The sequence below is a fragment of the Chitinophaga sp. G7 BAM 1005 genome, assembly GCF_057126945.1.
In genome coordinates this window covers 2,332,650-2,351,911 of record NZ_CP181478.1, presented here as the reverse complement: position 1 = coordinate 2,351,911, position 19,262 = coordinate 2,332,650, and the positions used below count along the sequence as shown (strand labels likewise).

Annotated in this window: 16 protein-coding genes; 6 read left to right on the top strand and 10 right to left on the bottom strand. The window is 42.5% G+C overall.

Annotated features, from left to right (window positions below; all coding sequences use genetic code 11):
• Nucleotides 1-163: 163 nt before the first annotated feature.
• The 4 genes from ACMXI2_RS09380 to ACMXI2_RS09365 all read right to left on the bottom strand — a co-directional run bounded on the left by ACMXI2_RS09380 (nt 164) and on the right by ACMXI2_RS09365 (nt 5,505).
• Complete coding sequence (locus ACMXI2_RS09380; protein ID WP_366520248.1) at nt 164-487, bottom strand: DUF6660 family protein; 324 nt, start codon at nt 485-487, stop codon at nt 164-166.
• 1,171 nt (nt 488-1,658) lie between these two features.
• Nucleotides 1,659-2,297: an alpha-ketoglutarate-dependent dioxygenase AlkB family protein gene (locus ACMXI2_RS09375; protein WP_483781428.1), complete on the bottom strand. Its 639-nt coding sequence runs from the start codon at nt 2,295-2,297 to the stop codon at nt 1,659-1,661.
• A gap of 176 nt (nt 2,298-2,473) precedes the next feature.
• Entirely contained in the window at nt 2,474-4,420 is a 1,947-nt protein-coding gene (locus ACMXI2_RS09370) for an ATP-binding protein (RefSeq protein ID WP_483781427.1), read from the bottom strand.
• 263 nt (nt 4,421-4,683) lie between these two features.
• Nucleotides 4,684-5,505, bottom strand: coding sequence for a hypothetical protein (locus tag ACMXI2_RS09365; RefSeq protein WP_483781426.1), 822 nt, complete (start codon nt 5,503-5,505; stop codon nt 4,684-4,686).
• Nucleotides 5,506-5,836: 331 nt separating this feature from the next.
• Between ACMXI2_RS09365 and ACMXI2_RS09360 the strand changes: the two genes are divergently transcribed.
• Both ACMXI2_RS09360 and ACMXI2_RS09355 read left to right on the top strand, forming a co-directional pair.
• A complete protein-coding gene (locus ACMXI2_RS09360; protein ID WP_483781425.1) occupies nt 5,837-6,769 on the top strand; it encodes an ATP-binding protein in 933 nt (310 codons plus the stop codon).
• Between the two features lie 202 nt (nt 6,770-6,971).
• Nucleotides 6,972-7,124, top strand: coding sequence for a hypothetical protein (locus ACMXI2_RS09355; protein WP_483781424.1), 153 nt, complete (start codon nt 6,972-6,974; stop codon nt 7,122-7,124).
• A gap of 441 nt (nt 7,125-7,565) precedes the next feature.
• On the opposite strand, the gene ACMXI2_RS09350 is transcribed toward ACMXI2_RS09355, so the two are convergent.
• The 3 genes from ACMXI2_RS09350 to ACMXI2_RS09340 form a co-directional block, all read right to left on the bottom strand.
• Nucleotides 7,566-8,246 carry a hypothetical protein gene (locus ACMXI2_RS09350; protein ID WP_483781423.1) on the bottom strand — a complete coding sequence of 227 codons (681 nt, stop codon included), beginning with the start codon at nt 8,244-8,246 and terminating at the stop codon, nt 7,566-7,568.
• Between the two features lie 89 nt (nt 8,247-8,335).
• Nucleotides 8,336-8,695: a hypothetical protein gene (locus tag ACMXI2_RS09345; protein ID WP_483781422.1), complete on the bottom strand. Its 360-nt coding sequence runs from the start codon at nt 8,693-8,695 to the stop codon at nt 8,336-8,338.
• Between the two features lie 245 nt (nt 8,696-8,940).
• Complete coding sequence (locus ACMXI2_RS09340) at nt 8,941-9,669, bottom strand: hypothetical protein (RefSeq protein WP_483781421.1); 729 nt, start codon at nt 9,667-9,669, stop codon at nt 8,941-8,943.
• Between the two features lie 117 nt (nt 9,670-9,786).
• Between ACMXI2_RS09340 and ACMXI2_RS09335 the strand changes: the two genes are divergently transcribed.
• Nucleotides 9,787-10,074, top strand: a complete 288-nt coding sequence (locus tag ACMXI2_RS09335) for a transposase (RefSeq protein WP_111580750.1) — start codon at nt 9,787-9,789, stop codon at nt 10,072-10,074.
• Between the two features lie 23 nt (nt 10,075-10,097).
• Entirely contained in the window at nt 10,098-10,913 is an 816-nt protein-coding gene (locus ACMXI2_RS09330) for an IS3 family transposase (protein WP_483782389.1), read from the top strand.
• An 82-nt stretch (nt 10,914-10,995) separates the two neighbouring features.
• On the opposite strand, the gene ACMXI2_RS09325 is transcribed toward ACMXI2_RS09330, so the two are convergent.
• From ACMXI2_RS09325 to ACMXI2_RS09315, 3 genes are all read right to left on the bottom strand, one after another.
• On the bottom strand, nt 10,996-11,271 hold the full coding sequence (locus ACMXI2_RS09325) for a hypothetical protein (protein ID WP_483781420.1): 276 nt from the start codon (nt 11,269-11,271) through the stop codon (nt 10,996-10,998).
• Between the two features lie 516 nt (nt 11,272-11,787).
• Nucleotides 11,788-13,356 carry a DUF6119 family protein gene (locus tag ACMXI2_RS09320; protein ID WP_483781419.1) on the bottom strand — a complete coding sequence of 523 codons (1,569 nt, stop codon included), beginning with the start codon at nt 13,354-13,356 and terminating at the stop codon, nt 11,788-11,790.
• 300 nt (nt 13,357-13,656) lie between these two features.
• Complete coding sequence (locus tag ACMXI2_RS09315; protein ID WP_483781418.1) at nt 13,657-14,289, bottom strand: RNA polymerase sigma factor; 633 nt, start codon at nt 14,287-14,289, stop codon at nt 13,657-13,659.
• Nucleotides 14,290-14,467: 178 nt separating this feature from the next.
• Between ACMXI2_RS09315 and ACMXI2_RS09310 the strand changes: the two genes are divergently transcribed.
• On the top strand, nt 14,468-15,622 hold the full coding sequence (locus ACMXI2_RS09310) for a FecR family protein (protein ID WP_483781417.1): 1,155 nt from the start codon (nt 14,468-14,470) through the stop codon (nt 15,620-15,622).
• 251 nt (nt 15,623-15,873) lie between these two features.
• Entirely contained in the window at nt 15,874-19,260 is a 3,387-nt protein-coding gene (locus tag ACMXI2_RS09305) for a TonB-dependent receptor (RefSeq protein WP_483781416.1), read from the top strand.
• Nucleotides 19,261-19,262 lie beyond the last annotated feature (2 nt).

Below are 19,262 nucleotides of genomic sequence, written 5' to 3'. Positions count from 1 at the left end.
AGATATGTAGTCCTTTTCTCAGAATGGAAAAAGGCGGGAAAGATGCGTGCTGTGTATTGTTATACGTAAATTGTACAACACCTGATCAAAGCCGAAAAGCAATGATGTTACGGACGATATGCACAAAATGCATATCAAACGATAAGACACGATCTAAAAGAAATTAAGCGTTAAATCTCGGCGGCTGCCAAATATTTCCGGAGTAGTTGGAAACAAAAAAACAATCCCTTATTGAAACCTTTTTGGCTTTAAATTCTCGTAAAGGGATATTAAATTCTGGTAAGTTAAACTTAAAGGAGGTTACTGAAACACTGCAACAAGTGCACTGGCAAAACGGGGAACAATTATCGTCTTTGTCTTGATTATGATTATGACTAAGGTCTTTGGATGGAGATTTTAGTTCCGCACAAACATTCTTAGCATCGCTGCACGGAGCACCGAAAAGTGCCGTGAAGTAAATTACTAATATGGTTGCTATCCATTTCATGCAAGTGCAAATTTAAGAAAAAAATCCGTGCAATACTGTTGCAAAAATCACTTTTTTTCCTTATAGATACTATTTTCTCTAAAATGGGGTGGTTAATAGAATCGAGCTGATTAGTTAGTTAATAGCCGACAAAATGTTCGAGTAACCGGAGAAATGCCCTATGGATAACAGATTTGCTTCATAAAGTCGTTCTTCAGATATCCTGAACCACAAAACAAATGGTAACAAAAACGTTAACTATAATTAGCGAAAAAAATTATGTTTTTGCAACATTGTATAAAAAATACAGGGTTTTTCAACCCCCATATTTAGCTGGTATTAATAGCTTTTTTCTGAAACCAATTTCCTCAAATCCTCCAAAAAGTGGTTCGAAAATTGTCCCGACAGGACGACGAAATGGCCAAATGACTTGTAACGTTTTGTTACAGTTTAAGGCTAAGAAGCTCGCAGATATTGTATCTGCGGGCTTTTTTATTTTCCGCCCGTATCAATTTGTTTCATCGAATTTCAAGTTATGGCTTAAATTAATTTATTACTTAATTTGAACAAACGCGGTTAAAAGTTTGCCGAAAATCTTCCTTTCGTTTAGAAATCTCTTGACTTTCTCCCGTTTGCTGCTTCGCAGGGTTGATGATTTTGGTTACAGGATATGCATTCATTAAAGTTCTCTCTTCTACAGATTTCAAAGACGGGTGAATGGAATAGCATGTGTTTACAAGGGAAATCTTTAGTTAATCACCTTTGGTTTCAAAATATAAAATATCAGTGTAAATTACAAACCTAAGTTGACCTTCATTTACAGCGGGACTTCCGACCGGGACACAGCATTTAGCATTACCCGGGATATTTTTAAGCCCTAACCCCTAATGTTAACGGCATATAGACTTTCTTCCCCCGATGGCTGTTGCCCGTACTTATTGCATTGTTCTTAATGTAGACTTCTTAAACACGGCTTGCGCAAAATGAAGTCCTGTATTACCAGGATGAAAAATTTTTCCTGCTTAACTGCAGGTGAGACCAGCAGTGGTTTCCCGCCAGTAAGTTTGATGCCGCCAGGAGTTATCGGTGATTTATATATGCTAAACAGATTTTATAATCGAAATTTCAATAAAATGTACAACGTAAAAAGAGATGCCCCAATGCAGGAGTTTTTCAAAATAAAAGTCAACTGCTAACTATCTCTTTTAAGATCCGCGACATATACCGGCTTTGAAGCGTCTGAAATCCGGAAGGTGAGGTTTATTCTACCAGCTACATCTTTCGCGGTTTTAGGTATATGATGCTCGTATAAATCCTGCATGGTTTCCCCCATCAGCAGGAAGCTCCCGTGGGTTAAAGGAATGTTGAGCTGCGTTATATTTTTGGTGGTCTTTTTCCGGATTTTAAACAACCTGGTGTCTCCAAAAGTAACGGATGCAATGGGATGATGCTTTCCGTCTTTAGGAAGTGTGTCGCTATGCCATGCTACTGAATCCTTCCCATCCCGGTAATAGTTGAGCAATACCCTGTTGAAAACTATCCCGCATTCGTTTTCAACCATTCGCTTAATTCCAAGTAAACAGTCTGTCCATTCTAATCCATTTTCTCCGCCGTAATAAGCAGTCAATCTTGGATCAGGGACTACTTTGTCATATATTTTCCGCAAATGCTGTTTCCAGGGTGTTGAATTCTTTAATATCTGATAGTAGGCATCTGACGCATCCTTGCTAAAAAATTGCTCCCATAAGCAAAGCTGCGTATCTGGCAACTTAAAATCTATAAAACGTTTTTTTCCCTCATCAAACAGCGCTGTGTTATCAAAAAGTTTCATAGTCCAAAGATAGGGGAAATACTAAAATAATTAGCATTTTCCATCATTATCCGGTGGTGGCTATTTACCCCGTAACCGCCAGTACAATACGGTGAGCCGACCCAGGCTGGGGTATCAAAAAGTATCAAAGGGAAATCAGCAGAGCGCTTTCAGGGCGCCGGGCGCTCTCTTTCCTGTTATTTCTTTTTCCCGTGAGTTATTTTAAGCAGAACAGCTAACATCTCTTCCGGAAGAAATGGTTTGTCGAGAAAATGGTTGATGTCCAAACCAGTAAAGCGGGTTCTTACATCCGCCAGGATATCAGCGGTAAAAACAACCACCTGAATGTGCGGATACTGCTGCCTGATGAGTTTACCAAGTGCATAGCCGTCTATACCAGGGATATGAAGATCTATCAGTGCTACATCGTATGTGATGCTTTCCAGCAAGTTGACGGCATCATTGCCGTTTGTGGCTACATCCGGAATGATCCCAAAATATTTTAGCTGCTTATCCGCTACCATGATGTTAACAGTAGTGTCTTCAACAAGCAATACCTGCAGCCAGCTAAATTTGCCTGCGTAGGCTGCTAGCTGATTTTGCAGTGATGTTTCATCGGTTGTTTTAGTAGCTACTTTTTCAAAGGACAGGTCAAAATAAAAATTGGAGCCTTTTCCGGGGCTGCTATCTAACAAGATCCGCCCTCCCTGCAATGCAATCAACTTGCGTGTAATTGCCAGTCCAAGACCGGAGCCAGACAACTGGTGGGAGGTAGTAGTGTGGAGATGTCTGAAAGTTTCGAAAATTATTTCCTGGAGTTCCGGAGGAATGCCTATGCCAGTGTCTTTTACGGAGAACCGCAAAGTTACATCCTTGTCCGTTTCTGCTGTTATCAGAACTGATACGGATACTTCGCCCTTTTCTGTGTATTTAATCGCATTACTGATCAGGTTATTCAGTATCTGGCTGATACGGATAGGGTCGGCCAGAATACAATGCGGCATATTTAAGTCTACCACAGTATTTAACCAAAGTCCTTTTTGAATGGCTTGCTGACTGAGCTGGACTTTAATTTGCTGGATCAATTGGGATAAATTCACCTCAGAAAAGCGCAGTTCCAGGTTGTCTGTTTCGATCCTGTTAAGATCCATGATGTCATTGATCAGTTGTAACAGGTGCTCTGATGAATATAACAGGCTGTCGATGTACTCTTCCTGTGCAGGATGGTAATTCATTTTCAGCAGGTGGGTAATACCAATAATGCCGTTGAGTGGCGTACGTATCTCGTGACTCATAGTAGATAGAAAGTCAAATCTCTCTTTCGCTGATTTTTCAGCTGCTTCCCGGGCTTTTATTAATGCCAGTTCATCTCTTTTCTTTTCGGAAATATCCATGATGGCTCCTTTGAGTGCCACCACCTTACCATCACTTAGTATGGGTACGCAGATGGCTCTGACCCACTTCCTGCAGTTATGAGAATCATTGGCAACTAATTGGAGTTCCACATCATAGGGAGTTCCCTTTTCAATAGCCTCCTTTACGCGTTCCTGCAGGATCGGCTGCGACGCTTCATCGTGCAGGCCGTATACCTTATCCATGGAGAGAATAAAATCTTCATCTACCTCGTTTATCCGATAGGTTTCCCTGGACCAGAATATCTCCCCCGTCTCCATGTGATATTCCCAGCCACCGGTTTTTCCCAAAGCCTGACTAAAGTCCAGCAGTGTATTGCTTTGCTCCAGTTTACTTTTCAGGATCAGTTCATCAGTTTCATCCTGTACATAACCTATCCGGTATTTCGCTATACCGTCTTTACCAGGTATCGCCCAGGAGTTAACCCGGCAATAACGGATTCCCTTAACAGGGTGATTAATTCTGAAAGAAAGTGATATGGGATGGCCGGGGTTGTTGGTATTGGCCTTCAGGACAGCCTTCAGCGCCCCTAAATCTTCCGGGAAGATTGCATTTGTATATCCCTGATTCAGCGCCTGGGAAAGCGTGAGTCCCGAGATTTCCTCCAGTGCAGGATTTATGAAAATACAATTGTCTGCAAGGTCAAAACAAAAGGCCCCCATTGGAGCATATTGAAAGGCTGTCAGCAGATTGGGGTCGCCATCCAGGGGTGACTTCGGTTCATTTTTCATACGGTTTAACCAGGATTTGTCAGAGGGGTAAATATCTGTTGTTAATAGACCTGGCCTACCGGTATAACCAGCCAGGTCCTGACTAAATGTATGAAATTTGTCTGATTTAAAAAATACATGGCAGTGCACCTACAGGTGTCAACATAAAAGATGCAACCCCCGGAATTTGACATTCCAGGGGTTGCAGTCATTGTTTAACCTCTCTTTAATCCATGAAAAAAACAGTCAATCAATAATTTTCCTGTTAGGTAACAGCAGCTTGTTTACGGCAGTGACACCCATTCCAGTTTCACAATGGAGTTATCCATACCGGAGTTAAAGGTGCCGCGTACCGGGTATTTAGCGGCATTATATGCGTAGCTGTATGTATTGGTAATGCTTCCGGATGAATTGGCAGAACTGATTGTTTCTGACAGTACGTTATGTGCTGACAGGTTAACAGCGTTTGCTTCCAGCACAAAAGCCAGTGAAGGTTGTTCGTGTTGTGGATTCTGCGCCTTGTCATAAGTGTAATGCAAAGAGGAAGTACAAACAAATTTGCTATAGCCCGGCTGTTTACCGTAGTTGTCCACCCTTTCTACGTTTCCATTCTGATCCCAGGTAAACTGTTCGTAGCCGGTATTCTCCCACTTACTGGAAGAGGGATGTTTGCCAAAATGATAACGTGTTTCCAGGTTGCCGGCTGCATTATATGCGAGCGAATCATAAGTAAAAACATCGCCATTGCGATAGTACTTTACCATATCAATTTGTTTGCCGTTGGCGTTGTAACCATAGCTGGTGAATATATCGCCGGTAGTAGCGTTTTCATCATCGGCGAAGAGTGTGCGGGCCAGGCGTCCGTTTTCATAAACAGGGAGGACCACATCCGTATAAGAGGCATTCTCTGTTTTACGGAACTGCAGCATTTTTTTCAAGGTTTTATCTGCATTATATTCGAACTTTGTCTCGCCTGCACCGGAAGATATCTTACGTAGAAAAGTACCGGTAGTTTTGCCGCTATCAGGGCGAAATGAGAACAGTAAAGCTGGTATAGCTAACAACAACACGTAGCTTCCCCCTTTGAAAATAGATTTCTTTTTCATATCATTTAAATTTATGATTTGCTAAACATGAAGAATGTGACTAACAACAATGTAAAATTGCTGCGAATCCTTCCCGGTTTTTGTTAACGGCGGGTTAACTGTGTTAACTAGTTGTTAAGGGAGGAGGAATAGGCTTTAAAAAGGCGCCATGGTGCTATTCTTCAGCTAATTAAAGACATTCTTTGTAAAAAAATGGGTATTTTCAATTAATAAGTGAATGTTACGCAACGGAAAGGATTCGACCGGATAATGCCTCAAAAACCAATATCCAATGACGCAGTTATTCAATGATGTCATGGATCTTATCAAAATAGCGCGATAAACCATAACTATGAAAGCAGCAATAAATTTATCTGAACTGACAGATAATATTAAAAATCAATTTAAGCCGCAGGCAGCGGGCAAAGGCATCCTGCTTAATACCCTTATGAATAATGATATTCCGGATGCATTGATCGCCGACCCGGTGCAACTGAAGCAAATCCTAAATAATCTTGTTAGTAATGCGATAAAGTTTACTGATAAGGGCGCCGTCACCATCGGGCTTCAGCTAAAGACACTAACGAAAGACCGGGTAACAATCTATTTTTCTGTAAAAGACACGGGTAGAGGTATTCCGGAAGAAACGCATGAAACAATCTTTAAAAATTCAAAACCACTACAACAGGCATCCGACGGTAAACATACTGGCACCGGACTTTGGCTTACACAAAGGCTTGCGGAATTGCACAACAGTAAAATTTTTCTAAAAAGTACGCCGGGAGAAGGGACTGAGTTTTATTTTGAAATGTCGTTTCTGCTGGCAAATGACCGGCATAGCGCCGCTACAGCCGCCCGTAATAATATGCTTAGTCAGCATAAAAAAAAACTGACCGGACTGCGCATTTTATTTGCAGAAGATAATCACATTAATGTATTGGTGGCTAAGAAACAATTGGAACATTTTGGCCTTATTCCGGATTGCGCCTATAATGGCCGGGAGGCGCTTACTATGCTGGAGAATAACAGCTACCATGTTGCGCTGTTGGATTTGCATATGCCTTCCATTGATGGTTATGCACTTGCAGAAATTGTGCATCGTCAATATCCTGACACGCATGTCATCATTTTTACTGCAGATATAATGACAGAGGTGAGGACAAGACTGGCCCAATTGCATGTTTATGATATTCTGAATAAACCCGTTTCCCTGGAAAAAATGTATGAGGTACTGTTGAATGTGGCACGCAGCCGGAATATCAATGATCTGCCTGGAAACGGCTAATCCCATACCAAAGGATTGCTCTCCGGCAGTACCTGCCGTCACCACCGGAACTATCCGTCTGTGTAAATCGTGCCTGTACAGTGCCCCATGCAGCTGTCACATGAAACCTCGCTGAAGGTTTAACGATGCCAATGCCTACATTTCCCAGGTAATTAATTCTCATTCTTTCTGCCAATTGCGTGGCCACTGATCCCGGCGACGTATGAAAAGCGAGGTCCATCCCCTGACCTCAGAAAACCAGGTAACCAAAATCGCGCTTCCAAAAATCGGCGCGGGACTTGGTAAGTTGAACAGGGAAAGCGTAAAACGGGTGATTAACGAGCACGCCAACGCCTATCCTGAAATAGACCATTAAGATGTTAACATGGGTCTCAGCTTTAGCAGCAATTGTAGGGGTGGTAATAGCATTCTTCAAATAAATCTTATTCCTTCATCATCCTCTTCAAATATTTTTTCAGCCAGTCGCTGGCCATTTCATCATGTTGATGGGCCCCATCCCTAGCACCAATTTCAAGCCCCATCGTCTACCGGCATATTCAAAGGTGTAATTATCTTAGATAATTTGCCATATAATGGCAGGTGCCGTGGACACCAAAACTGGCAATCCCAGGAAAGGTAATATGGCTGTACCGGTTGCACCTGTTCCTGATCTTTTCTGCCCCTACCTACTCCTATTAACAAAAAATGATCTTATAAAAGTATGGATGGGCTTCAAGATTATCTTTTCCCTGTGGCGCAGAAAATAACCAGAAATAAAAATTCTGCAATTCATGTACATAGGTGATCACAACCAACTTCACCTAATCTCCAAATTCTCAAGGTTAAAAGTATGATCGAACAAATAGGAATAGATCGGATAAGGCCCTTCACCACTTTGCCCCTCCAGAATAATTCCGGGAGAAAGATAACGGTGCATTAACATGCCGTGACTAGCATAGGCATGGTTGGGAAAATATCGCTTGATTAATTCCTCTACCTCTTTCAATAATGCCTCCTGATCAAACGAAAACTCCGGCAATAAGTCCTTAAAAGCAATCCTGAATATGGGGCCATATCTATGATGTGCAGCCCGGATCGTGTTAAATCGATAGGTATCTAAATAGTAGATGGTATAATAGGGACATAACAGGGATACGACCACTACAAGCTCCCGGTTATGAAAAATTTCTGGTGTGGAAAAATCTGGTGTTTTAAGTTTGATATGTACAACATAGCTTGGAAACTGGATATAAGCCTTGTCCAATAGCTCCCAATCATGCTTCTTCAATTCATTTACAAATAACGACCATGCCGTCTCTTTTCCCTCAATCAAATCATTTATCTTGTTGGTTACAATGTGGCCCCTTTCTATCATAATTCCCCTGGGCTGGTTATAATATTCAGGCAGTCCAATGGGATAATACTGGTGAATATATTTTAAGAGATCAAGCATTATCTTATCTGCTTTTGATGAATCGAACGTCAGGGTTGGATACATGTTATTTCATTTAGCCAACGGAGAATTTACTGAACATTTCTGACATCGGAAAATCGGTCTTCAAAGTTATCTTGCCACAATAGCAATTTTCAACACCACCCTAAGACTTCTTTCTTCTTAAAAAGAAGTGTATCCCTGTCTATATCATTTAATAACTCATCGTCCGTCTCCACCAAAGGATCATACCAATCCACTTTCTCCCGCGCCCAGGAAAGCCAATTAGCAAATCCCTCCGACGGAGGAGAAGACTGCCCTTTGCTCCTTTCAACCGCATCCAGATAATTATGTAGCCTTACCGCATCATCCCACCTGCGAGACTGCAACAAAAGCAACTTAAAGTCGAGCAGCTCCTTTTCACGCTTCGCCTTTAGCTCTTCTTCCTGTCGCTGTTTCTCCTGTCGTATCTCCGCCTCCCTTGCACGTTTCATACGCTCCAGCTTCAGGTTCAAAATTATTGGTTAGATTTTAGGCGCTACATAATATACTATTAAATTTGTATTAATTTAATGTGTAGGTAAGATGCTAACTAATTTGTTTGGATCAGTTAACGTACATATCATGTAAGGGCTGACACTTGAAACTTAAAAATGAAAATCGCCTTAGACCGTTCTATATCTCTGGCAATTTTCAACTAAAAAAACAAAGTCAAAACCTCGTCAGAAAGAATAATCCTACTCCCAAACAATTATAGTAACTAGGGGATAAGCCCTTTTCTCTCAAGATCCGCCTTTAACTGAAGAATGGCAGGCGTAGTTCCAGGAGGCAAAACGGCAGCCATTTCCGGGGCCATTCCATTCTGAGACAACGTGGCCACGGCTTCTTTTTCCCGCGCCGTAGTAGTCGAGTTCGAATTTTCATTGACCTTAAAGCCAAGATATCCTCCGGCACTGATACCCAGTAGCGTCATTTGCCAGTATTCAAAATCCATAAGAGGATATCCAACACCTAGCGCATGGAAGAAATTGGAGATAAAGGCAACGCCAAAAATAATGTTAGCAAATACTGCCTGCAGTCGATGAATACTAATACCTGCTTCATCAGAAAGTATATCTGTTAACAGACCACGAGTAGGAAGAATATCTTGATGAAGAATGGGTACTGGTCTGTTATTTCTTTCCCTTTGAGTATTATCTATCACATTCCCAAATACAGATACCGCCAGGCTGCCTCCAAGCAACATGACTACAGTTGGGGTGAAAGCCAATAAGACTCCGGTGTAAAGGTAAAACGCGAACTCGCACCAAAAAATAATCATGGTCCAAAAGAAAAGTTGCAACCGCGCATAACTAAACGGCCGATCCTTTACAGGACGTAGCACGTTGGTATTTGGAGCATAACTTTGATCCCGGCACAGAGGAGTGGTGAAGAGCAAATAGATGCCCAATCCACAAATTAAAGCAAAACTGATTAACGCTGAAGGCATAAAGTGCCTGGTCTTGTCAGCATAAAGTTTTATCCCCATTTTTCGTTGCTCTATAATGGTCCCCGAAAAAAGGTCCGGTATTTAAGATAGAAAAAATCATCTTAAATTGCCAAAGTAATGACTAAAAAGAGCAGACGTAAATTTACCGGGGACTTCAAAGCAAAAGTTGTATTAGAAGCCCTGAAGGAGCGCAGCACAATTGAGGAGCTGGCGAAGAAGTATGAGCTACACCCAACACAAATAAACACGTGGAAACGGGAAGCTGCCGCGAAATTGGCTGGAGCATTTGACTCTGACGCTCCCACCAGCAATAGCGAAGACCAGGAGGCACAAATGGAGAAACTATATGCCCAAATCGGTCAATTGAAGGTGGAGAATGATTTTTTGAAAAAAAAGTTGCGGTGAAGTCACTAGTCTCCCGTAGAAAAATGATTGAATCTTCAAATCCATCAATAAGTATTCGTCAGCAATGTCGGCTATTGAGCTTGCATCGTAGTGGATTATACTACCAGCCGCTTGCAGAAACGGAGGAGAATCTGACAATAATGCGCTTGCTTGATGAGCAGTACTATAAGACTCCATTTTTCGGGGAACGGAAGTTAAAGATCTGGTTGCGTGGCCTGGGATACTTCGTCAACCGCAAGCGGCTTGGCCGCTTAATGAAGCTAATGGGCTGGGAGACGTTATATAAAAGACCTGGTACGAGTGATCCGAATACATCACATAAGGTATACCCCTATTTACTTAAAGGGTTAGCGATTACGAGGGCCAATCAGGTATGGGCAACGGACATTACTTATGTGCCCATGCGTAAAGGCTTCATGTACCTTTGTGCGGTAATTGATTTGCATACCCGGTACGTAGTAAATTGGAGTGTCAGCAATACGATGACTGCAGACTGGTGTAAAAGCGTAGTTGAAGAAGCGATAGCGACAAGTGGTAAACCTGAAATATTCAATACTGATCAAGGGAGCCAGTTCACCAGTGAAATATTTACCAGCATCCTGAAAAAGCATGAAATACAGATCAGTATGGATGGAAAGGGAAGAGCGATTGACAATATTTTTGTTGAGAGGTTATGGAAAAGCGTGAAGTATGAAAATATTTATTTGAACGTATACGAAGACGGAGTAAGTTTGTATCAAGGATTGCAACAGTACTTTGAGTTTTATAATACAGAGCGCTTCCATCAATCACTGGGATACAAAACACCAGCGGATCTTTACAGAAAGATTGCTGCCTAGCCCCTGACGGGGCTTGTGCTAACAAAACAGATGCGCAGGCGCATCCATTTTGTTAGCACTTGAAAAAGCTTAGATCTACAAATTATCGGTCCTGACATTGGGGACCATTATACTCTTCTACACTTCTTACAATGCCTAACGAATCAACATTAAGCGCCACATCAGCACTGTCCATTTTCATTTTTGCTACTTCCACGGGAGAAATAGGAGTTGATGATTTTTTTTGTATACTGGTATCTGTTGATTTTCCAGTAGTGTCAATGGCTACTTTACTTGTATCCTTCAGAGAAGATGGGTTACCCAACACTGCTGATAACACTCCGAATTGGAGAATTAGTAAACAAAAGATTGTTTTCATAATTTGGAGTTAAATTAATTTCATGTATAGGGCCACGTAGTGCTGCGCGGCATCTTACTACTTACATTTCCAGGCGCAATATTCAGTTAGTCCAATTTCTTAGTGCCAAATCCAACAGGGAGTAATTTGATTCTTATGGTATAGTCTTTATCTGGCGTACAAAGCGAGTTTTCAAAACCGGGGAAACTACTTTTAAATAATACTATCAATATATCATTTAAGCTACTTATTGCCTGCATAATACAGCTTTTTTATTATCAGATCAAATAAATTATCCGTCGCTTTATTAATGCTCTTAGCAATTATTAGTTCATAATACGTTACTATACTCTCGTATATTAGTATTAATTAAGATTATTAAATCCTCCCTAATCATTCCTCTACTTAGCAAGAAACCAATTCACCCGTTAGGCGCCTATTGAAGGGTGCTGTTATTGATTTCATTTAACAGGAAATATTCTCCCCGAATAATAATCCTATTCGGTTTAGCACGAATCACATACAAAACTTATAGTACTACTTCTTTTGCACCCACTCCAGTCGGAATTTAAACCCCATCATCTTTATTTTCCTATGCATTTCCCTCAGTACTACTTTAGAGAAAAAGGGTAACGAAAACATCTTCCCGGATTTCAGTATCCTGTAAGCTACCGTATGATCTGCCGCAACAACAGGGTCTTTTATCAGGGCTGCCAATGCAGGCTTAGTGTGCAATTTATCCACAACACCCTGCCGGAACTGCCGGTCTGAAATTAACGTACTAGCAGAAACATAACCTTGATTAAACAGGTGACTTAATTTCGAAGAAGCCCCGCCATCCTTTATATGGACGAAATCTCCACTACGGTTGAAAATATCGCAAATTTCAATTGTATCATGAGGTCCATATCCCTGAAACAAACCTCTGTCTAAGATAATTTCACCAACACTTTCAGCATAACTAGCAAGATATTCCCTTTCATTCTTGTCGGCGGTAGTTCCAACTTTCGTATACTCGTTTACATCCGCTATTAAATTTGCAAATGAATCGTTTATCTTTTTCAGGAAGTCACTACTGATAACAAACCAGGTTCCTTCTGAAAGAACGTAATGTTTGCGATTATGGGATACCTCTGTAATCAGCCAATCATAGACCGGCCAGGCGCTTACAGTGGCATCATTACCATCGACAGCCTCAATTCTATAACGTTCTAAATTATCCAGTTCAACCTCGTCAATGTTGAAAGCCTCCATGTCCTTTAGCAAAGTCGTTACCTCCGGTAGCGAAAATTCTTCCCTGGATTTATACCCTTTAACCCGAAAATGATCTATATTTTCAAAATCAATTACTTCAGGACTTGCCAACTGCAAAGCCGGGTCAATCCTTCCCTTTAGAGACTTATTTACCTGGACTAAGAGCTTCTTATTTAATTCAGCAATAATCGGTTCATCTTTAACAGGCTGAATATTATCGATCCACCTATAGTTTTGCTGATAATTATTACTTCTGTAGGCTGCTAATAGCTCCCCGGATTTGGCGGCTACACCAGCAGGAACGATTTTACAGCTTACTGTGAGCGAGTCACTTCCAGACAACATGCTACCAAAACTATCTTCATTCGCTTTGCCTGCGACACTTCTGAGCATGTCCTTATCAATTTCAAAACCAAAGCCATCTATTTTATTCTCTTTACTGAGCTGCGTTCGTTTATTGGTAATGACTGCATCGATTGTTTTAGAATCAATACTTTTAAGTTTTTTAGGATCTATTTTGTTGAGCACGACCTTCAATCCGAAGTCCCTTTCAAAGGGCGCTATGTTCAATTTAGAAATAGTATGGCCGAAACTATAAACCAAAAACCGATCTTCTACTGGAACAAAGATTAACGCTACGGACCCCTCGTTATGAAGATCATCCAATGGCTCATTAGTACCAGAGCTAACAAACCCCTCCCAACTGGGGTCATTTGCATAGGCTCGCCCATAATACAGCGCGCTGTCTTCAATACCTCCCCAGGGAGTGATTGGGCCTTTAAGCCCGTGGCCATCTTTCAACAACTGGCGTATTGTTCTTCCTGGTTTAGAAAGTCTAACAATTAGTTTCATTATTTACTTGTTAATGCTATACCGGCATATTTATTAGAATCTGTTGGCTAACATAATTCGATTTAAGAATACATCGGATTAAGAATCCATGCTAATTTTCCCTGAATCATGTGAAGTAAATGCCAATGCAGATAACTTGATATCTAGCTATGATTAATAATTTATATCACCTGCAAAATGGAATTTTTGGAGATAAATAATTTACGGAAAACCGTAATTACCATCCTGAAAGTGAGAAGACAAGAGATGATTATTTAATTGGACCAATAACTGTATCCTTAAACCATAAACCAATATTACTTATTTGAGAATGAAGTATGTACATCCACCCCAGAGCTTATAGATCGCGCAGGCAATCATATACAGATACATCCACAGCCCCAGCCTCGTCCGCAATAATCTTAACGCTCCTTTCACATGGCTTCTTACAGACTGCTCACTCAGCTCCAGCTTTGCCGCTATCTCCTTATGTGACAGGTTTGCTTTCCGGCTCAATTCAAATACCTGCCGCATTTTGGGCGGTAATAACTGTATTTCTTTTTCTATGATCATAGCCAGCTGGCGTTCCCGTGCCAGGTGATCGGTAGCGGCTTCCGTTTTGCTGCCCGCATGCCGTAACGATAACAGGAATTTATCTTCAACATATTTATGGGCAAGGATATTCAATACCCTGTTTCTTACAGATGTGTAAAGGTAGCTGGAGAAATTGGAAGCAGGTGTGAGACTTTCCCGGTGGCTCCAGAGATATGAGAACAGCTCTTGCAGAAGATCTTTAGCTTCATCTTTATCTCTTAGCTGGCGATAGGCGTGTAAATAAAGTACGCCAAAATAACGTTCGTATATTTCGGCGAAAGCATGCTTATTGCCGGATTTGATCAAATTAACCAGCTCGAGATCGTTCATGCAATCGTATTCTGCCATGATTAAACTCATCCCGTGGGAATAAAAGGTTTAGCTATTTTAAGATTATATCATAAGTGGCAAGCCGGCGCCCGGCCTGTTAACGCAATACCATTGTAAGTATAATACTTACCCCGCTAAAATAATTTTATTTTTTTTACCCCCCTCCCTCTATTGCTTCCTGTCTATATATTAACGATACGGAAATTATATGCAAGCACCGGAAATCAAGCAATTATTGGAGAAATATAAAAAAGGCGCCATTACGGAGGAAGAGCTGGCCTTACTGGAAACCTGGTATCTCCAGAGACTTCCGGAGCCGCTGGATGTTTCTGCTGAAGAACTGGGAAGGCTTAAAAACGAAGTATGGCAATCTTTGCACCTGCAGGATGCAGCACCTGCCCGCGGGCGCCGGTGGAAATTACCGGCTGCAGCTGCTGCGGTGCTCCTGCTCGTAGGGAGTGCCCTGTATTTTCTGGGCGTTGCGCCGGGTAAAAAGCCCGGCGCAACGGAAATGCCAGCTTCCAAAGGCCTGGCTGATGAATTTAAGCCTGGCGGTAACCGGGCTACACTGACGTTGTCCAACGGACAGCAAATCGTACTCAGGGAAGCGCAAAACGGGAAACTGGCAGAAGATGCCTCAGTGGCTATTAATAAAACAGCAGATGGGGAGCTGGTGTATGACCATCCAAAACAGCTGCCGGCTGTGGCGCCTGTGCTGAATATCTTATCCACTCCCAGGGGCGGGCAATACCATCTTACATTATCTGACGGTACACAGGTATGGCTCAATGCCGCGTCCTCCATCTCTTACCCTGTTGCCTTCAACGGAAAGGAACGGACCGTAACGGTAAGCGGTGAAGCCTATTTTGAAGTGGCCCTGCGGGATGATATGCCGTTTAAAGTACGTACCGGCAAACAAACGATCACAGTATTGGGCACTCATTTCAATGTGAAAGCTTACGCCGATGATCCTGATATCAGCACTACCCTGCTGACCGGCAGCGTGAAGGTGACCAATACCACATCCGGCGCTGCCGGTGTGCTGAAGCCGGGCCAGCAGGCCAGGATCATAAATACCAGCGGTTTACTGGACATTCAGTCCGTACATGCAGAGGACGCCATTTCATGGAAGAATGGTTATTTCCTGTTTGATAACCAGGATATAAAAAGTATTATGAAGATAATAAGCAGGTGGTACGATGTAGATATCGAATATAGCGGACTACCGGGCAATGAAAGATTTGGAGGTACCTTTTCACGTTCATCCAATATGCAGGAAATACTTACTAACCTGGAGCGGATCGGCCACGTACATTTTAAACTCTTTCCCGGGAAAGTGACCGTAACAACACAGGTTAAGTAAACCTGGAATACCGCAACAATATTTACAAACCAATAAAAAGAAGCACTATTGAAAAAACAGAACTAACACATTTCCACGTTGGATCACCGGAAAAACCAGGAACGTCGGAAGCGTCCCTGGCTATTTTGCCAGGCATCCTGATTAACGCTGTATCATAACATTAACGTAAACCTGACAACCAAATGTATAAAAAATTTACTGAATTATTATTCAGGAGGCATTCTTATGCCCAGTTCAATTTCCACTTAAAAATGAAGCTTACCGCCATTTTAATAGTTGTAGCCGTCATCCAGTTAAAGGCGGAGACCTTTGCGCAGAAAATCTCTGTTAAGGTCAGCAATGCCAGGCTCACAGAAGTAATTGCCCAACTCAAAAAGCAAACAGACTACGATTTTCTTTACAACAACGAGGTGATAAAAAATGTAAAACCTGTTACCCTGAACATAAAGAATGCAGACCTGAAAGAAGTACTGGACAAATGTTTCAACGATCAGCCGGTTAGTTATTCCATTTCAAATAAAACAGTATTGATCATGGCCCGGCCTGTTCATCTGCCAGGGAATAATAACAGTGATTACAAAGAACAAAAACAGAGAATAACCGGCACCGTTACAGATGAAACTAACGGTGAGCCATTAATAGGCGCATCTGTAGCAGTGGAGGGAACTACCATAGGCGCCAGTACAGACGAAAAAGGTTTCTTTTCCCTGGACGCGCCAGGATCCGATGTCGTCCTGGTTATTTCTTATGTAGGTTTCCAGACACAGAAGGTACCTGTAGGCGGGCGAACAACATTGCAGGTAAAGCTGGCCCGATCAGATGCCAAACTGGATGAATTAGTGGTGGTTGGTTATGGAACCAGGACAAAAGGAGCCATCACAGGCGCTATCACCACTGTAAAATCTGATGTGTTTGAAAGCAGACCGCTAAATAACAGCTATGATGCATTACAGGGCACGATACCAGGACTTACTATCACGAAGGCAAGCGGTCAGCCTGGCAGCACCAACTATGGTTTCCAGGTAAGAGGCTATTCATCTGTAAACGGCAATGCCCCGCTGGTGCTTATCGACGGTATCCCCGGAGACATCAATACTATCAACACCAATGATATTGCGGAAGTAACTGTTTTAAAAGATGCAGCGGCGGCCATTTATGGGGCAAGGGCGGCCAACGGGGTGATCATCGTTAGCACCAAACGTGGTAAAAAAGGCCCTCCTGCTATTACTTACACCGCCAATATTGGTTACAAAACACCTACCTATCTGAGGAAGATGCAAAATACAATGGAGTTTGCAAAGTTCATGGATGAAGGCCTGCGCAATGTGGGTATCAACGGCTTTCCGCAGGAAGTGTTTGACAAAATTGCTGCCAATGCACCGCCGGATCCCAACGGCTGGAACTATGGCGTTACCAGTTATCCCGGCTTTTACGGGTATACAGACTGGAATAAGGTCATCTACAAAAACGCTACCCAGCAGCTGCACAATATCAATGTTTCCGGCGGCGGGGAAAATAACAGCTACCTGTTGTCTGCCGGATACAACCGGGATAATGGCATCGTAAGTTTTGGAGAAAATAAATCAAACGGCTATAATCTCCGCCTCAATTATGATTTCCGCCTCAATAATCATTTTGCTGTGGAAACACGCTCCTATTTCGATAACAGGGCAGTGGTAACACCTACTTTACTGGGAAGCGCCCTGACAAATGTAACAAGGCAATTCCCCTATCAGCCTGTTTATAATAAGGCAGGACAGTTTTACGGCTACCAGGGTTATGAAGGACCCGCACAGTACCTGGAAGAAGGCGGTACACAATTAAGCAACATGTCCAGGTTTGGTGCAAATATTAAAATAGACTATACCATCATTCCAGGTCTCAAGCTCACCGGGCAGACTGCAGTAAGGCTCGATTATGAAAATGGCAGTACTACCAACCGTACCATTACCCGTCATAACTGGGAGGGAGAAGTACAGGATGTGCGTAATACTCCTAACTCTGCCAATTACAACAATGATAAAGTACTGAATAAGCTTCACCAGGCATACCTGGATTATAATAAGAAGCTCTCGCGGGATCATAGCATTAACTTTACCGGCGGCGCCTCCCTGGAGCAAACCAGGAGGGAAGGCCAATCTACCAACGGTTATAACTTTATCAGTAACGACATCTTTACTTTGAACCTGGCAGACAAAACCAAGGCGGCCTATGCAAATTTTACCGGGTACCTGACCAACGAGGCCCTGGCCTCCTATTTCGGCAGGTTAAGTTATACTTTCAGGGAAAAACTGATCGTAGATTTTACAGCGCGGGCAGACGGAAGCTCGAAATTCTCACCAGAAAAACGGTGGAGCGCCGTATTTCCTTCGGCTGCAATAGCCTACAACCTGTCTGAAGAAAAGTTCATCAAAAAAATCAATGTATTCGACCTGTTGAAACTGAGATTATCCTATGGTAAAATGGGTAACCAGGATATAGGAGAACTGGGACTATATGATTATATCCCGCTCATCTCCGTTGGAGGCAACTATCCCATTGGTTCTCCCAATGCCGGCCTGCCGGGTGCTAATGCCAATCCTGCATCATCTACCAGGACATGGGAAACCATAGAAACCCGTAACATCGGTATCGACGCAGCCGTGTTGCAATCAAGGCTCTCCTTCTCCTTCGATTACTATAACAAGATCAACAACGACATGCTCGTAAAGGTAGCAGTGCCTGCATCGTTTGGCGCCACGCCTCCCTCGACCAACCAGGGTAAACTGGATACCAAAGGCTTTGAAATGATGATCACCTGGAAAGACCAGGTAAATGATTTCAGGTACAGCGTGTCATTGCAGCTGAGCGATAGTAAGAATAAACTGGTGGAACTGAAAAATACAGATAATTACGGCGAAGGGCTGAACCAGTACAGGCAAGGCTATCCTATTTACTCCTATTTCGGCTATGTGTATGATGGTATTATTAAAACGCAGAAACAGCTGGATGATTACAAAAAACTGCAGGGCATCCCTTCCCGGATCTCACTTGGCGATGTAATGTATAAAGATGTAGACGGTGATGGAAAGCTGACCGCCTTTGGAGACAAAACCAAAGGTCTGGCCGGCGATATGATATATCTGGGCAATCTTACTCCCAGGTATACCTATTCCGCCAATTTAAGCGCAGGCTACAAAAATTTTGATGTACAGATTTTTCTCCAGGGTGTTGGCAAACGGGATGTAATCTATGAAGGCGCCATTAACCAGCCTAATACATTCTTCTGGCCTACTTTGGAATATTACTATAACAAAACCTGGTCGCCCGAAAGGCCGGACGCAAAATACCCCAGGTACCTGCCTGGCAATTTAGGATACGACGATGTGAAGAACTATAACTACCGCGCCTCTGCCCTCACGCTCCAGAATGTAGCCTACCTCCGGTTTAAGGTGATCACACTGGGTTACACCATTCCTGAGAACATTACCAAAAGGGCCAGGATAAAATCAGCCCGCGTTTACTTCAGCGGGCAGGATCTCTTTACCTTCTCAAAAGGCACTTTGGGCGGGAATTTCGACCCGGAAGACGGGTATCGTAACGAGGGAACCTATCCCTTCAACAAGGTGTATTCACTAGGCTTAAATGTAAAATTTTAATT

Excerpts from the sequence above, each read along its gene's own strand:
- ACMXI2_RS09365 (WP_483781426.1), bottom strand. The coding sequence starts at position 5,505 with ATGAAAAAGAAATCTATTTTCAAAGGGGGAAGCTACGTGTTGTTGTTA.
- ACMXI2_RS09380 (WP_366520248.1), bottom strand. The coding sequence starts at position 487 with ATGAAATGGATAGCAACCATATTAGTAATTTACTTCACGGCACTTTTC.
- ACMXI2_RS09355 (WP_483781424.1), top strand. The coding sequence starts at position 6,972 with ATGAAAAGCGAGGTCCATCCCCTGACCTCAGAAAACCAGGTAACCAAA.
- ACMXI2_RS09305 (WP_483781416.1), top strand. The coding sequence starts at position 15,874 with ATGAAGCTTACCGCCATTTTAATAGTTGTAGCCGTCATCCAGTTAAAG.
- ACMXI2_RS09335 (WP_111580750.1), top strand. The coding sequence starts at position 9,787 with ATGACTAAAAAGAGCAGACGTAAATTTACCGGGGACTTCAAAGCAAAA.
- ACMXI2_RS09315 (WP_483781418.1), bottom strand. The coding sequence starts at position 14,289 with ATGAGTTTAATCATGGCAGAATACGATTGCATGAACGATCTCGAGCTG.
- ACMXI2_RS09375 (WP_483781428.1), bottom strand. The coding sequence starts at position 2,297 with ATGAAACTTTTTGATAACACAGCGCTGTTTGATGAGGGAAAAAAACGT.
- ACMXI2_RS09340 (WP_483781421.1), bottom strand. The coding sequence starts at position 9,669 with ATGCCTTCAGCGTTAATCAGTTTTGCTTTAATTTGTGGATTGGGCATC.
- ACMXI2_RS09325 (WP_483781420.1), bottom strand. The coding sequence starts at position 11,271 with ATGAAAACAATCTTTTGTTTACTAATTCTCCAATTCGGAGTGTTATCA.
- ACMXI2_RS09360 (WP_483781425.1), top strand. The coding sequence starts at position 5,837 with ATGAAAGCAGCAATAAATTTATCTGAACTGACAGATAATATTAAAAAT.
- ACMXI2_RS09330 (WP_483782389.1), top strand. The coding sequence starts at position 10,098 with ATGATTGAATCTTCAAATCCATCAATAAGTATTCGTCAGCAATGTCGG.
- ACMXI2_RS09350 (WP_483781423.1), bottom strand. The coding sequence starts at position 8,246 with ATGTATCCAACCCTGACGTTCGATTCATCAAAAGCAGATAAGATAATG.
- ACMXI2_RS09310 (WP_483781417.1), top strand. The coding sequence starts at position 14,468 with ATGCAAGCACCGGAAATCAAGCAATTATTGGAGAAATATAAAAAAGGC.
- ACMXI2_RS09370 (WP_483781427.1), bottom strand. The coding sequence starts at position 4,420 with ATGAAAAATGAACCGAAGTCACCCCTGGATGGCGACCCCAATCTGCTG.
- ACMXI2_RS09320 (WP_483781419.1), bottom strand. The coding sequence starts at position 13,356 with ATGAAACTAATTGTTAGACTTTCTAAACCAGGAAGAACAATACGCCAG.